Source organism: Sinorhizobium glycinis (genome assembly GCF_001651865.1).
Lineage (GTDB): Bacteria > Pseudomonadota > Alphaproteobacteria > Rhizobiales > Rhizobiaceae > Sinorhizobium > Sinorhizobium glycinis.
In genome coordinates this window covers 58,939-73,622 of record NZ_LPUX01000055.1, presented here as the reverse complement: position 1 = coordinate 73,622, position 14,684 = coordinate 58,939, and the positions used below count along the sequence as shown (strand labels likewise).

At 62.6% G+C, this 14,684-nt stretch carries 12 protein-coding genes; 4 read left to right on the top strand and 8 right to left on the bottom strand.

Annotated features, from left to right (window positions below; translation table 11 throughout):
• The first annotated feature begins 82 nt into the window (after positions 1–82).
• The 3 genes from AU381_RS11790 (at position 83) to AU381_RS11780 (ending at position 3,700) form a co-directional block, all read left to right on the top strand.
• Positions 83–2,590, top strand: a complete 2,508-nt coding sequence (locus tag AU381_RS11790; RefSeq protein WP_064241966.1) for a heavy metal translocating P-type ATPase — start codon at positions 83–85, stop codon at positions 2,588–2,590.
• Between the two features lie 72 nt (positions 2,591–2,662).
• Positions 2,663–3,148, top strand: coding sequence for a Cu(I)-responsive transcriptional regulator (gene cueR / locus AU381_RS11785; RefSeq protein WP_064241965.1), 486 nt, complete (start codon positions 2,663–2,665; stop codon positions 3,146–3,148).
• Positions 3,149–3,226: 78 nt separating this feature from the next.
• Complete coding sequence (locus AU381_RS11780) at positions 3,227–3,700, top strand: DUF411 domain-containing protein (protein WP_082909890.1); 474 nt, start codon at positions 3,227–3,229, stop codon at positions 3,698–3,700.
• A gap of 15 nt (positions 3,701–3,715) precedes the next feature.
• On the opposite strand, the gene AU381_RS11775 is transcribed toward AU381_RS11780, so the two are convergent.
• From AU381_RS11775 to AU381_RS11765, 3 genes are all read right to left on the bottom strand, one after another.
• A complete protein-coding gene (locus tag AU381_RS11775; protein WP_064241964.1) occupies positions 3,716–4,465 on the bottom strand; it encodes an FkbM family methyltransferase in 750 nt (249 codons plus the stop codon).
• 94 nt (positions 4,466–4,559) lie between these two features.
• A complete protein-coding gene (locus AU381_RS11770) occupies positions 4,560–5,024 on the bottom strand; it encodes a cyclic nucleotide-binding domain-containing protein (RefSeq protein WP_064241963.1) in 465 nt (154 codons plus the stop codon).
• 92 nt (positions 5,025–5,116) lie between these two features.
• Entirely contained in the window at positions 5,117–7,828 is a 2,712-nt protein-coding gene (locus AU381_RS11765) for an ABC transporter transmembrane domain-containing protein (protein WP_064241962.1), read from the bottom strand.
• Between the two features lie 321 nt (positions 7,829–8,149).
• Here AU381_RS11765 and AU381_RS11760 point away from each other — a divergent pair, with 321 nt between their 5' ends.
• Positions 8,150–8,824, top strand: coding sequence for a class I SAM-dependent methyltransferase (locus AU381_RS11760; RefSeq protein WP_064241961.1), 675 nt, complete (start codon positions 8,150–8,152; stop codon positions 8,822–8,824).
• Here the strand turns inward: AU381_RS11760 and AU381_RS11755 are convergent.
• The 5 genes from AU381_RS11755 to AU381_RS11735 all read right to left on the bottom strand — a co-directional run bounded on the left by AU381_RS11755 (position 8,802) and on the right by AU381_RS11735 (position 14,683).
• Positions 8,802–9,968: a glycosyltransferase family protein gene (locus AU381_RS11755; RefSeq protein ID WP_244520052.1), complete on the bottom strand. Its 1,167-nt coding sequence runs from the start codon at positions 9,966–9,968 to the stop codon at positions 8,802–8,804. The genes AU381_RS11760 and AU381_RS11755 overlap by 23 nt on opposite strands.
• Positions 9,965–11,212 carry a glycosyltransferase family 4 protein gene (locus AU381_RS11750; protein ID WP_064241959.1) on the bottom strand — a complete coding sequence of 416 codons (1,248 nt, stop codon included), beginning with the start codon at positions 11,210–11,212 and terminating at the stop codon, positions 9,965–9,967. The genes AU381_RS11755 and AU381_RS11750 overlap by 4 nt, the downstream gene beginning before the upstream one ends.
• 7 nt (positions 11,213–11,219) lie before the next feature.
• Entirely contained in the window at positions 11,220–12,434 is a 1,215-nt protein-coding gene (locus tag AU381_RS11745) for a glycosyltransferase family protein (protein ID WP_064241958.1), read from the bottom strand.
• A 78-nt stretch (positions 12,435–12,512) separates the two neighbouring features.
• Positions 12,513–13,688 carry an ABC transporter permease gene (locus AU381_RS11740; protein WP_064241957.1) on the bottom strand — a complete coding sequence of 392 codons (1,176 nt, stop codon included), beginning with the start codon at positions 13,686–13,688 and terminating at the stop codon, positions 12,513–12,515.
• Positions 13,685–14,683, bottom strand: a complete 999-nt coding sequence (locus AU381_RS11735; protein WP_064241956.1) for an ABC transporter permease — start codon at positions 14,681–14,683, stop codon at positions 13,685–13,687. The genes AU381_RS11740 and AU381_RS11735 overlap by 4 nt, the downstream gene beginning before the upstream one ends.
• Position 14,684: the final 1 nt, after the last annotated feature.

Sequence of the window (14,684 nt, the reverse complement as noted above, 5' to 3'; positions counted from 1 at the left end):
CTACAGAAAACCTGAAGGTTCGCCTTGACCTTCCTATCGTTGGAAGCCCCATGTCTAGGCAAACGTCACAAGGGAAATGACCATGGCATCCCCGAGCGCCGCCGAAAATGCAGAAGATACGCAAAGGGTGAGCCTGTCGGTGGAGGGCATGAACTGCGCCTCCTGCGTGGCGCGCGTCGAGAAGGCGATAAGTGCCGTGCCGGGCGTGGTTTCAGCCTCCGTCAATCTGGCGACGGAGCGCGCCGACATCCGCTTCGATCAGACGGCGCAGCCGGCCGAGATTATCAAGGCCATCGAGAATGTCGGCTACGGAGCGGTTGAAGACACGCTCGAGTTCGGCATCGACGGAATGAGTTGCGCCTCCTGCGTGGGGCGTGTCGAGAAGGCGCTGAAGGCCGTTCCCGGCGTCATCGGGGCGAATGTCAATCTTGCCAGCGAGAGAGCCTCGATCCGGCTGGTCAGAGGGCTCGCGTCCACCGATATGCTGTTGCAAGCGGTTCGCGGCGCAGGCTACGAGGCCCATCAACTCGGCAATGAGCGGAATATCGACCGCGAGGCGGAAAAGCGCGAACAGGAGCTGAAACGCCTGCAGCGGGACTTCCTGATCGCCGCTCTCCTGACGTTTCCCGTCTTCGTCCTCGAAATGGGGTCGCACTTCGTGCCGGCGATCCATGATTTCGTGATGAGCCGTTTCGGCATGGAGGAGAGCCGGTACCTGCAGTTCGCTCTCACGACGATCGTTCTCTTCGGCCCCGGGCTCCGCTTCTTCGCGAAAGGCGTGCCTGCCCTGCTGCGCGCCGCGCCCGACATGAATTCGCTGGTGGCGATCGGGACGGCGGCCGCCTGGGGCTATTCCGTCGTCGCGACCTTTGCACCCGGGCTTCTGCCGGCGGGGACGGCCAATGTCTATTATGAAGCGGCAGCCGTGATCGTCACGCTGATCCTGCTCGGACGGCTGCTCGAAGCGCACGCCAAGGGCCGCACGTCGGAGGCGATCAGGCATCTGATGGGCCTGCAGCCGAAGACCGCGCGCGTCCGGCGCGATGGCGAGGAGCTCGAAATCCCGATTGCCGAAGTGCGCTCCGGCGACATGGTGCTGGTGCGCCCCGGCGAGAAGATTGCCGTCGACGGCACGATTGTCGACGGCGATTCCTATGTCGACGAATCGATGATTACCGGCGAGCCCGTGCCGGTTGAAAAGACGAAGGGATCGGAGGTGGTCGGCGGCACGATCAACAAGACCGGCGCCTTCACGTTCCACGCCAACAAGGTCGGTGCCGACACGGTCCTTGCGCAGATCATCAAGATGGTCGAGCAGGCGCAAGGCGCGAAGCTGCCGATCCAGGCGCTCGTCGACCGCGTCACCGCCTGGTTCGTGCCGGTCGTCATGGCTGTCGCCGTGGTGACTTTTCTCATCTGGCTCGTCGTCGGACCGGACCCGGCCCTGACCTTCGCGCTCGTCAACGGGGTTGCCGTGTTGATCATCGCCTGCCCCTGTGCCATGGGCCTCGCCACGCCGACTTCGATCATGGTCGGCACAGGCCGGGCCGCCGAGATGGGCGTGCTTTTCCGCAAGGGCGAAGCATTGCAGACCTTGCGCAGCGCCGAAATCATCGCGATCGACAAGACCGGCACGCTGACCAAGGGCCGGCCGCAATTGACCGACCTCAATACCGCTCCCGGCTTCGATCACCACACCGTCCTGGCTCTGGTCGCCGCGGCCGAGGCACGCTCCGAACACCCGATCGCCGAAGCCGTCGTTTCCGCGGCCAGGGCTGCAGGACTCGCAATAGCGGACCCCGAAAAATTCGAGGCGATACCGGGCTTCGGCACGCGGGTCGCGGTTGCAGGAAAGACCGTTCATGTCGGCGCCGACAGGCTGATGGCGCGCCTCGGGCTCGACGTTTCGGTATTTGCATCGGATGCCGTCCGGCTGGGCGACGAAGGCAAGAGCCCCCTCTACGCCGCGATCGATGACAAGCTCGCTGCCATTCTCGCGGTCGCCGATCCGATCAAGGAGACGACGCCACAAGCCGTCCGGGCGCTGCATGATCTCGGCCTGAAGCTCGCGATCGTCACCGGCGACAACCGCCGGACTGCGGAGGCGATCGCGCGCAAGCTCGGCATAGAAGAGGTTCTCGCCGAGGTGCTGCCCGACGGCAAGGTCGCGGCGGTGAGACGCCTGCAGGCGGACGGCCGCAAAATCGCCTTCGTCGGAGACGGGATCAACGACGCGCCGGCGCTTGCCGCTGCCGATGTCGGGATCGCTATCGGCACAGGAACGGACGTCGCGATCGAGAGCGGCGACGTGGTGCTGATGTCCGGCGATCTCTTCGGCGTGCCGAATGCAATCGCGCTTTCCCGGGCGACGATCCGTAATATCAAGGAGAACCTGTTCTGGGCCTTCGCCTACAACGTGGTGCTCATTCCGGTCGCCGCCGGAGTGCTCTATCCCGCCTATGGCGTGCTGCTTTCGCCGGTCTTTGCCGCCGGTGCGATGGCGCTTTCCAGCGTCTTCGTGGTCGGCAACGCCCTGCGCCTCAAACGTTTCCGGAGTCTCGAGCGGCCGGCGCGCGACGGGCAGCGATGATCGGCGCCATTGGCGTCCGCACCGGGGAATCCTATATTCTGGCTTGACTGCTTCTTGTTGAACGAGGATGACATGAATATCGGCGATCTCGCACGCGCCTCGGGCGTCTCGGCGAAGATGATCCGTTACTACGAGAAGATCGGTCTCATAGCGCAGGCCGACCGGAGCCAGTCCGGCTATCGTCATTACGGAGACAACGACGTCCATACGCTGCGCTTCATCCGGCGGGCTCGCGATCTCGGCTTCACCGTCGAGCAGATGGCGGACCTCCTGGCGCTTTGGCGCGATCGTTCGCGTGCCAGCAGCGAGGTCAAGAAGATCGCCCTCGATCAGGTGGCGATGCTCGACCGCAAGGCGGAGGAACTGAAGGCGATGAGCCGGACGCTCAAGCACCTCGCCGCCCATTGTCATGGCGACGCGCGGCCGGATTGTCCGATCATCGACGATCTCGCCGATGCGGAAAAGCAGCCGGAGAAGCCGCTGGAGCGTGCCAGGTTCGGCCGAGGCGGTGTCGAGCCGGTGCGTGGCGTGCGGCGATCCGGTGCGACGGCGCGCTGACCGTTCCGGGCGCCGGAACGGATGCGATCGACAGCGAACACGCCGCTAACGCGAATGGCGCCGGAAAGGAGTGACCCCATGACGATGCGACGCAGAGATTTCCTGGGCTGTACTCTCGCAGGCGGATTCGTCGTCCTGCTCGGTTGCCGCGTCGCGCTGGCAAATGCGGGGCGCATGGTGATCTACAAGGATCCGCTGTGCGGCTGCTGCGAAAGCTGGACGGCAGCCATGAGGGCAGCGGGCTTCGCCGTCGAAGTCCACAACGAGACCGACATGACCGCTATCAAGCACCGCTTTTCCATCCCGGCAGATATGGAGGCCTGTCACACCGCCATGCTCGACGGCTATCTGATCGAGGGACACGTGCCGCTCGAAGCGATCAGAAAACTAATGGCCGAGCGTCCGGACATTGCCGGCCTCGCCGTGCCCGGCATGCCTGCGGGTTCGCTTGGCATGGGGGACGATCCCCAAGCCGCCTATGAAGTCTATGCATTCAGCAAGATACGCGGCGCGGCGCCGACCGTTTTCCATAGCGTGCGCCCGGCAATCTGACACGCCGTCCGTGGCTTACTTGGCAAGGAAAAGCAGGTCGAAGCCTTTGAGTTCGCGCCGGGCGATCGACTTGCGGATTGCCATCCAGATCGCCGAACGATTGTCCAGGCGAAATCCGCGAAAGCTTCGGATCAGCCGGACCGTCGTCGCCATTGTCCGGATCGCCCGCAGCACGGCAGGGCCGGAAAGCGACGCAGCCAGGATCTGCGGATGCACCGCCAGGAGCACGCCCGCTGTTCGCTTCCGATCGATTGCCCGGAACTGTTCGAGCGCCTTGTATTCGTAACCTTCGATGTCGATCTTGAAGCAGAGGCGCTCGGTCTTCGCCATCGCCTGGAGCTTTTGAATCGTGACAGTTTCGGCGGTAATCGCCATGCCGGTATCGTCGGCGATCAGCGCCGATGTCTCCGAACTGCCGAAACCGCCGCCGACGGAGTTGAGCACCAGGCGCTCGTCCTGCGACAGCGCAGCGTTGACGAGTGCCACCTCGCCGGCGTTGTCAGCCTTCATCTGCGTCAGGATGTCGAAGCAGACCGGATCGGGCTCGACGACGATGACGTTGTCCGCGATCTGAGACGCCCAGTAGGGCGTAACGCCGATCCAGCCGCCGATGTCGATGAATGTCGTCTCTTCGTCAACCAGGCGTGCGATGTTCCGGAACGTGCCGGGCTCCCACTGGCCGGCCTGCAGGCGGGCGAAAAAGCGCTTCTTTTCCGGCTTGTCCGGGAAGTAAACGGTCTTGTCGAAATAGGTAATGGCGCGCATCGCGCCTCTCTACCGCATGATGGCGGAAATCGGAACCGGAATAAATTCACCCGGCCTCTCAAGAGGGCAGACCGCCTATCGGAACGAGGAAAACCTACGCCTCCACCCGTTGGGCGCGGCTGCGGGCTTCGGTGAGCTCGGAGGTCGTTTGGCTGAGCCGGTCGGCGAGCACGCGCATGATCTCCACCGCCATTTCGGGGAAATCGGCGAGCAGCTTCAGGAAATCGTCCTTGCGAATGCGCAGCGCCTCGAGCGCAGTGGTCGTCTTGATGGTTGCGGTACGCGGCGTGTTGCAGAGGATGGCGATCTCGCCGACGATCGAATTTTGCTCGACCTCGGCAACCTTCAACTGGCCGGTCGGTGTCGAGACCAGTACATCGGCCTTTCCGGAAAGGATGACATAGGCCGCGTCGCCGATATCTCCTTGGTGGAACAGGTTTTCGCCGGCGCTGTACATCACCCGGTCGGAGGTGAAAGCGAGAAGTTTGAGTTTCGCAGGCGGCAGGCCGGAAAAAAGTGTAATCCGGCGCAACATTTCCACTTCGTCTTTTAGGAGCATATCAGTCCGCTTCTCCGAATGTATCGCGGGCGCAAACACGTTGCTTCCCGACCGGCCGGGAAACTACGCCTGCCTCCCGATGCTATATTACATCAAGATGCCAGTTCCTTATAGTCGCTGTCTTTCGACGGCGCTTCCACCGTTTCCTCGTGCACCAACCGCCCGTTCTCAAAGTGCACCACCCGGTCGAAGAGTTCCGAAAGGGCCGGATTGGAGAGGACCCATACGATCGCCGGATTGCGGTCCTCGTCATGCAGGAAGGCGAAGACGTTGCGGGTGATCTGGTCCTGCGTGCGCTGATCGAGGGCCAGCAGCGGCTGGTTGACGATATAGAAATCGGAAATCCGGATCAGCGCGCGCGCCAGGTTGAGCTTCTGCCGCTGGCCGGCGGTCAGTCGCTTGCCTCCGGCGCCGACATCGAAATCGAGCCCGAAGGCCAGCACCTTGTTGTAGAGGCCGAGCGATTCGAAGAGATCGCGAACGATCGCCCTAATCTTGTCCGACCCGTCCGTGTGCTTGTGGCCGATACGACCGAAGAGCACGTTGTCGAGGATGCTGGCCGAGGCCATGTAGCGGTTCGGCTGATAATGCTCGATGACGCCGACGAGATCGGCAGGCAGGCCGTCGCTGAATTCGCGCCGCGCCTCGACGATCTTCTGCATCAGATCCTCGGTCAGGAGACCAAAGCGATGCCGCGGCTCGATATAGCCGAAGCACAGCCGGATGATGCGGATCGCGTCCTCCTCCGAGACTTCGTCGAGCGGCCGGCTCCTGACCTTCTGCAGCAGCGCCTCGTAGGCAGGGATCTCCTCGCTGGTCATGAAGGTAAGCTGCTGGAAGAAGGGATGATCCGGCGGCAGGTCGCGGAACAGTTCGACGACGTTCTCGGCGATTTCCAGGCCCATCTCGTAGAAGGTCTCGTGGAGGCCCGCCCTCTTCAGCACGGTCTTGAAGAACGGATGGCTCTCCAGCGCCGCTTCCCACCTTGCCCTGTCGGTGACTGTGCCGAAGAGCAGGTTCTCGCCAACCGTTGCTTCGATATTGTAGGAGCCCGGCTCGAAGAAGACGACGAGATCGCTGAGCTTCTCGGCTTCGAGACGTCGGCGGAGTGCGGCGCGCATCTCCACGATTTCGGTGGCAAAAGCCTCGTGCTCGACGGAATTGATCGTCGAACGGACGGCCAGGGCCAAAATGTCGTTCGTCAGCAGCACGACGTCGAGCGCGGCCCTGATCTTCCCGAAGAGATCTTCCGGGCCCGTGGCCCCGGCAGCGCCGTAGTCGATCCAGTCGCTATTGAGGTCCAGCGAGGGATTGCCGGCGAGCTTCGCTTCGAGCAGTTCCCACCGGCGATGAGCCGCCTTGTCGCCCTCGTAAACCACCTCGGTCAGCGGCGCGTGCTTGAGGCCATAGAGCAAATTGTCGCCGAGACTGCCCTGGAAGGTATAGACCTCGGAGGAGGCATAGGAGATCCGCCGCCCGATGACCGATTCCGGCAGCTCGTGGATATCCTCGTCGCCGACGACGATCCGGCCGCTTACCGGCCAGGCCAGGCGGCCGAAGGCCTCCGCCAGAGCCTCTCCGCCGCCGCCCGTGCCGCCGGTAACGGCAACCGTCTCGCCCGGGCGCACCTGCAAGGACACATGTTCGATCAGCTTGGCGCCGCCGTCGTCGGCAATTGCGAGATTGACGGCAGCAAGCGCGCCAGAGAGCGCCGCAGGCGGAGCAATAGAAACCTCCTGCACCTTCGGGTCGATCAAGGGCTCGACGCTGAACTGCTCGACGACCTGGGTGTATTTGACCTGCACGTCCTGACGCGCCTGGTCCCAATCGATCAGCTCCTTCAGCGGCCCCGGCAGATCCTTGTAGGCGCCGATCACCGCGACGAGCTGGCCGATATCGAGGCGCCCCTGCAGGGCGAAATAGCCGCCGATCGAATAGAACAGGAAGGGCGTGACCTGGGCGAGGAAGTTGTTCAGGAATTTTACCAGGAACTTCCATTGATAGATGTCATAGCGGATCTTGAAGATCCGGCCGAGGCGTGCCGCGATGTCGGCGCGCTCGTAATTGGAGGTATCATGACCGCGGATCGTGCCGATACCGTCGACGATCTCGCTGACCCTTCCCGAGAGCTCGCGCGCCGTCAGTTGGCGTTCGCGCCCGAGGACCAGGAGCCGTCGGCGCATGCGGGGGATGATGAGCGCCTGGACCGCGACAATGACAAAGGCAATAAGGCCCAGCCAGAAACTCTGGATCAGGATGAAGATCAGCGCCGTCAGCGCCTGGCCGCCGAGAAGCGCGGGCTGCACGAAGGCGTCGCCGGTGAAGCCGCCCATGGGCTCGACTTCATCCTTGATCATCGTCGAGATTTCCGCCGGCTTCACACGCTTCAGGTGGTGCGGCGGGAAGCGCAGGACGCGATCGACAAGCTCGAAGCGGATCCGCCTGAGGAGCCGCTCGCCGAGCCGGCCCTTGTAGGTGTTGATGTAGAATTTGAAGAGCCCGTTGATGATCACCAGCAGGAGAAACACGAGACTGAGCGCCAGCAGCGTCCCCTGCCGCCCGAGCTCTATCCCCGAAAAGAGGTTGACCTCGCCAAAGAACGGCAGGCTGAAGGATATCGGCAGGAAGAGCTGGGTTGTCCCGGGCGTTTCGAATCCCTGCCCCTGGATCGGCCCGTTGACGATCTGCTTCGGCAGGTCGAAGGACATGAAATAAGGGATCATCGACAGCGCTACGATCAGGAGGATCCAGAGCTGCTGCTTTCGGGTATGAGTCCAGATGTAGCGGGAAAGACGGGGTTCCATGGGCGGGAATGAGACCTAATCTAAAATTTGGGATCGCAGGGCCGCTCCGGGAGCGGGCGCTGGCCGCAAATGGTTCCTCTCCACCGGATCTTCAATGGCGTGCGCCCCTTCCATGAACTCGTGACTGACTGCCATGAGAGCAGAGGCATGCTCCATGTCAAGCGCTTGATGGGCCAAGCAAACTCCTCCAGCCGGATATCGAACCGTCCCCTGGTTCCGGGGCAAGCGGCAAATTCGTTCACTCGGCTCCTTCGGCAACCCATCAGTCGCGGCTTCCTTGCCCGCCTTGCGCTTGCCGGACCCTGAGCTTACAACAGCCGCATGACCCATGCCAGCCACTCCCCCCACGGTTCCAACGATTGGCACGAAAACGGTTACGACCTCGCGCGAGGGTTGGCCGCTTACACGGGAAGCGTACTCGTCGACGGAATAGCCGGGGTCATCGCAAAGCATCCCGAAGCCAATATCGCCAATGCCTTCAACCACAAGCAGGTTCTGTGCAAGCTCTGGGCTCGCGACGAGCTTTTGAAGAATGCCGGTTCCGCCTATGGCAGGATCGTCGTTCTCGGCGGCTGGTACGGTGTTTTGCCGGCCATGCTTCTCGAAGATCGCCGCTTCACGATTGAGGCAATCGACAGCTTCGACATCGATCCGACAGTCGAACAGGTGGCGCGCACGCTGAATTCCGGTTTCGGCGACCGGTTTCACGCCATCACGGCGGACATGCATGCCATCGACTATCGCAGCTTGCAGGCTGACCTCGTTATCAATACGAGCTGCGAGCATATCGCCGACCTCGGCGCATGGCTCGAACTCGTTCCCTCCGGGACCCGCGTCCTGCTGCAGTCGAACGACTATTTCAGCGAGCCTAGCCACATAAACTGTGTTTCCTCGCTCGAGGAATTTCAAGCCAGGGCCGGCCTTTCCCGCGTCGATTTCGCGGGGGCGCTGCCGATGAAGAAATATACGCGCTTCATGCTGATCGGTAGGGTCTGACGCCTTCCCTCCGCTTCAGATTTTCGTCGATAATCGTCGCCGTCCTGTCGGCGCCATCGATGTCGAGCGGCGGGATATCGGGCTTCGATCGCGCGAGCGCCGTTTCCACCTGCCGTGCAAGGTCCTGCGGCGTGATCCCCTCTTCGGGCAGAACGGCCGCGAGGCCGAGTCTCTCGAGCCGGCTTGCGCGCGTGCTCTGCTCCGTCTCCCCTCCAGCGGTAAATGGAATGAGCAGCGAATTGCATCCGGCCCGGAGTATGTCGCAGACGGTGTTGTAACCGGCCTGTGAGACGGAAAGACGTGCGCCGGCAAGGAGACTTGCAAAGTCCTGCCGGAAACGAAACAGGCTGACGCCGTCCGGTGCCGCGGTGGCGAGCTCGTCAAAATCCGGCTGCGGCAGGTTTGGGCCGGTCACCAGACACCAGCGGAGTTCATTCGGCAGGATTTTCGCCGCCGCGAGTGCAGCGCCGATCAGCTCCTTGCCGACGGCCCCGCCACCCGCGGAAACCAAGATGTCGAAGGTCTCGGCCGGCTCTGCCGGCGGTGGCGGAGCGACAAGGCCGGTATAGGCGACCCGGTCGGCGATCTCGCTTGCGAGCGGAAAGGTCTCCTCGAGCCGGGCGAAGGCCGGGTCGCCATGGACGAGCACGAGGTCGAAATGCGTCTTCACCAGTTCGACCGTCTCCTCGGCTCGCCCCGGCTTGGTCCGCTCCTGCAGGATGTCGCGCAGCGAAGTCGCCACCAGCGGACGGCGATCCATTGCTTCGATCGAGTCAAGCAGCGGCAGGAGTTCGAAGCGCATCTGGCGGCGGCCGAACGGAAAGGCCTCGATGATGACCACATCCGGCTCGGAGAGACGAAGCGCCTCCAGGAGCAGATCCCTGCGATGCTCCTGGAAAGCGGGCGTGACCGGATTGCCCTCGGCATCGGCCAGGCCGGTGAAGCCCTTGTCGCCCGCCGTCACCGGCGGAAGGACAACCGTCATCACATCCTCTCCTGGGAAGCCCGGTACGGGCAGTCCGCCGGTCACCATCGTCACGTCGAAGCCGCGCCTGAGAAGCGCCTTTGCGATACGGCTGGCCCTTGCCAGGTGGCCGATACCGAGCAGGTGCTGCACATAGAAGAAAACGCGACGCTTGTTCATGGATACTTTCTCCATTCACTTTTGAAAAGGCCGCTCAACTGGCTGACGCTCGAGTGATGATCGAAGTCGGCTCGCACGCGCCTTTCCGCCGCGGCGCCAAGCCTCCTGCGCAGGGCCGGGTCGCGGATGAGCCGCTCGAGCGCTGCAGCGAGGGCGCGGGGATCCTCGGGCGGCACCACAAGGCCGTTCTCGTCATTGTTCAGCAATTCCGGAATGCCGGATACCCGCGTCGAAACACAGGCAAGCCGCTGGCTCGATGCCTCGACCAGCACGTTCGGCAGTCCATCGCGATCGCCATCGACCGCGACACGGCAGGCAAGTGCGAAAATGTCGCTCTCGCGATAGCGCGCGAGCACGTCCTTCTGATCGAGCGCGCCGTGCCAGGCGACACGCTCGGCAAGGCCGAGATGGCCGGCGAGCAACCGAAGGTCCTTGGTCAGATCGCCTGCGCCGATATGCTCGAAGCGCCAGCTGAGGTCTTCGGGCAGCAACGACAGCGCCTTGAGGAGAACGTCGTAGCCCTTCTTGGCGACGGCGCGCCCGACGCTGACGATCCGCACCGGATCGCTCGGATCTGATCCGTCGCGGTTGGAATGATCGCCTTCGAAGCTCGGGAAGCGATCGAGATCGAGGCCGTGATAGCTCAGATGCACCCGGCATGTCTCGGCCGCCAGGCTCTTGAGGTGCTCGTAGCCGCTGCGCGTGCAGGTCACCGTCCAGCAGGCGCGCGCGAGCTTTTCCGACAGCTCCCAATCCGAAGAGGTCCAGATGTCCTTGGCGTGCGCCGAGCAGGTCCATGGGACACCGGCCATGATGCTCGCATAGGCCGTAACCGAGGCCGGCGTATGAATGAAATGCGCGTGCAACCAGCGGGCGCCCTCGGGCCACTCGGCGACGAGCACCAGCGCCTGGCCGAAACGGCGGAAGCGGTTGCGCGTCCAGTCACGACGAAGATCCCGAAGGAAGGGAACCAGAGCCTGCCAGAAGCCGGGCTTGGGCAGCGACTTCAACAGCGAACGAAACACCCGCCATGGCTCGTCATGCAGGTATTCCGGCAGATAGAACACCTTGGCGCGGATCTCGTCATGAACGGGGTGGCGCTTCACGTCGGTCGGACGCCGCAGCGCAACGAGGACGAGGTCGTGCCCTGCCCTTTCGAGGCCCAACAGTTCCTGGGCAATGAAGGTCTCGGAGAGGCGTGGATAGCCCTTCAGGACAACGGCGATCTTTCGAGTTTGCGGCACGGGTATTTCAGCTTGTCTGCTTGACGACGCTCAGGTGTTCCTTGGACCGGTGATCGAGCCATGCTCCGACAGTCTCGGATATATGGACAAGGCCTTCGAGCCTCAGGCCGTTTTTGTTGCGCGACGGTGCCGCACGCTGTGGCAGGGCCCTGAGTGCCTCTGCAAAGCGCAACGGATCCTCCGCCTCGTGGGGCAGCAACATGTCGACAAGGCCGAGTTCGGACGCGCGCCGCGCCCGGATCAGCTGTTCCTCGCGTGGCTGCAGGCGCGGCACGATCAGCGCCGGCTTGTCGAAGGACAGGATCTCGCAATAGGTATTGTAACCGCCCATCGATACGACGCCGCGGGCACCCGCGACCAGTTCCTCCATCCGGTTGTCGAACTCGATGATCTTGATGAAAGGGATACGGCTGCCCTTCCGGATCAGCTTGTTGCGCTGCTTGGCGGGCATATAGGGGCCGAGGACCACAAGGGCATCATGCTTGAGGCTCGGATCCTGCTGATAGGCATGGATGACGTTATGGATGAGCTCGGCGCCATCGCCGCCCCCGCCGGTGGTGACGAGAATATAGTCGCCCTCCGGCTTGTGATCGGGCAATCCGTCGTGCGGAACACTTCTCTGCAGGAAGCCTACGAAATTCATTCGATCGCGCACCGCCGCCGGCACGTCGAGGCCGACCAGCGGGTCGTAGAAATCCGGGGGGCCGTAGACCCAGATCGAATCGTAGAACTGCTCGATCTTGCGCATCGTGTCGCGGCGTTTCCACTCTTCTTCGAGCAGGTGCGGCGCATCCATGATTTCCCGAAGCCCTAGAACCAATCTGGTCCCGTGCATCTTCAGATAGGTCAACGTGTCCTCGACCTCGCCGCGCAGGCCCATCGGCTCCTTGTCGACGATGAAGATGTCAGGCTTGAAGGTCTCGGCGGTCGAGCGAATGATCGACTGACGCATCTTCAGCGTCTCATGCAGGTCGATGTGGCGGTCGAGCGACGTGTATTCGCCATTCCTCAGCTTGATGACGCTGGGGATCTTCACGAAATCGACGCGCGCCCGATAGTCGAAGGCGCCGGCGATGGTCGCCCCGGAAATGATCAGCACCTGCAGGCCGCTGTAGTCCTCCACGAGCGCATGGGCGATGGCGCGACAGCGTCTGAGATGACCAAGGCCGAAGGTATCATGGCTGTACATGAGAATCCGGGCATCTTCGAAGCGCCGTACCATACGAAGAACCTTTCTCTCATACGTGGAAACGCCAATTCCGCTGCAGCGCCTGCTTGGGATCGAGCGGCGACACGGGGGCTATTTGTAGGGATCTGCGGCGTCGCGCAACCCGTCTCCCAGGAAGTTGAACGCCAATATTACAAGAATGACTGGTATAGTCGGAAACAGTAGCCATGGATAGAAGGCAATCACGCTGACGCTCTTTGCCTCGGTCAGCAGGATGCCCCAGCTCGTGATCGGCGGGCGCAGCCCGAGGCCGAGAAAGCTGAGCGCCGTCTCTCCGAGAATCATGCCCGGAATCGAGATCGTCGCCGTCGCGATCAGATGCGACATGAAGCCCGGCACGAGATGCCGGCCGATGATGCGGCTGCTTTTCGCGCCCATCAACTGGGCGGCGAGCACGTAGTCCTCTTCCCGGAGCGCAAGGAGCTTCGAGCGGACGGCACGCGCCAGGCCGGTCCAATCGAGAAGGCCGAGGATGACGGTTATGCCGAGATAGATGAGGATCGGGCTCCATGTCGCCGGCATGATCGCCGCCAGCGAAAGCCAGAGCGGAATGCTCGGTATCGACTGGAGAACTTCGATCAACCGCTGCACGACAAGGTCGAACACCCCGCCATGATAGCCGGCAAGGCCGCCGATCACGATGCCGAGCACGAAACTCACGGTAATGCCGAGCAGTCCGATCGTGAGCGAAATCCGCGCGCCGTAGATGATGCGCGACAGCACGTCGCGCCCAAGTCTGTCGCTGCCGAGCAGGAACAGCTGGCCATTCTGCGCAGGGCAGACCAGATGCAGGTCACTTTCGAACAGGCCCCAGAAGCGATAGCCGTCGCCGCGACAGAAGAAGCGGACCGGCTGGATGTCGGCGGGGTTGTCCGAGTAGTTCCGCTTCAGCGTATCCATGTCGAGCTGCATCGTCCGCCCGTAGACGAACGGGCCGACGAAGTCCCCCTCATGGATGAAATGCACCCGCTGCGGAGGCGCGTAGATGAAATCCATGTTGCGCGTGTGCAGGTTGTAGGGCGCCAGGAACTCGCAGATGAGGATCATGCCGTAGAGCACCGCCAGGAAGATGCCGGACACCAGCGCAACCCGATGCCGCTTGAACTTCCACCACATCAGCCGCAGCTGCGACGCCTGATTGACGCGCACCTGCTCCTCCGTCATCACCTCGACGGAATAGGGATCGAAGGGGGCGGTCGACACGTAATGCGGTAGCGGCTCGCCGGGGGCAGGAATCGGTGACGTCACTTGGTGCTCCTGCCTTGCAGGCGGATTCTGGGGTCGAGGACGGCGAGCGCCAGATCGGAAATCAGGACGCCGATCACGGTGAGGAACGCCAGAAACATCAGGAACGAGCCGGCAAGATACATGTCCTGGCTCTGCAGCGCCTTGATCAGCATCGGCCCGGTGGTCTCGAGCGACAGCACGATCGCGGTGATCTCCGCCCCCGAGATGATCGCCGGCAGGATCGAGCCGATGTCGGAGATGAAGAAGTTGAGCGCCATGCGCAGCGGATATTTGACGAGCGTCCGCGTCGGCGAGAGGCCCTTGGCCCTTGCGGTCACGACATATTGCTTCTGCAGTTCGTCGAGCAGGTTGGCCCGCAGCCGCCGGATCATCCCGGCCGTGCCCGCGGCGCCGACGATGATGACCGGAATCCAGATGTGTTCGAGAATCGACTTCGCCTTCTCCCAGCTCATCGGTTCGGAAAGGTATTTCTGGTCCATAAGATGGCCGATCGACGTGCCGAACCAGATATTGGCGAAATACATGAGGATCAGCGCGAGCATGAAGTTCGGGATGGCGATGCCGATGAGACCTATGAGCGAAAGCCCATAATCGCCCCAGCTGTACTGGTTCGTCGCCGCAAAGATGCCGATCGGGAAGGCGATGATCCAGGTGAACATGATCGTGAAGAACGACACCAGGATCGTCAGCCACAGCCGGTCGCCGACGACCTCGCTCACCGGCAGTTCATATTCGAAGGAATAGCCGAAGTCGCCCTGCAGCATGCCGCCGACCCAATAGACGTAGCGCAGCAGCGGCGGCTGGTCGAAGCCGTATTGCTGCCTAAGAGAATCGATCTGCTCCATGTCGACGCCTTCGCCCTGCGCCCTGAGCTCGGCGATGTAGCTTTCGAAATAGTCGCCCGGCGGCAGCTCGATGATGGTGAAGACGAGCGCCGAGATGATGAGCAGGGTCGGCACCATCACCGCGATGCGCCAGAGAATGTACCGCAGCATC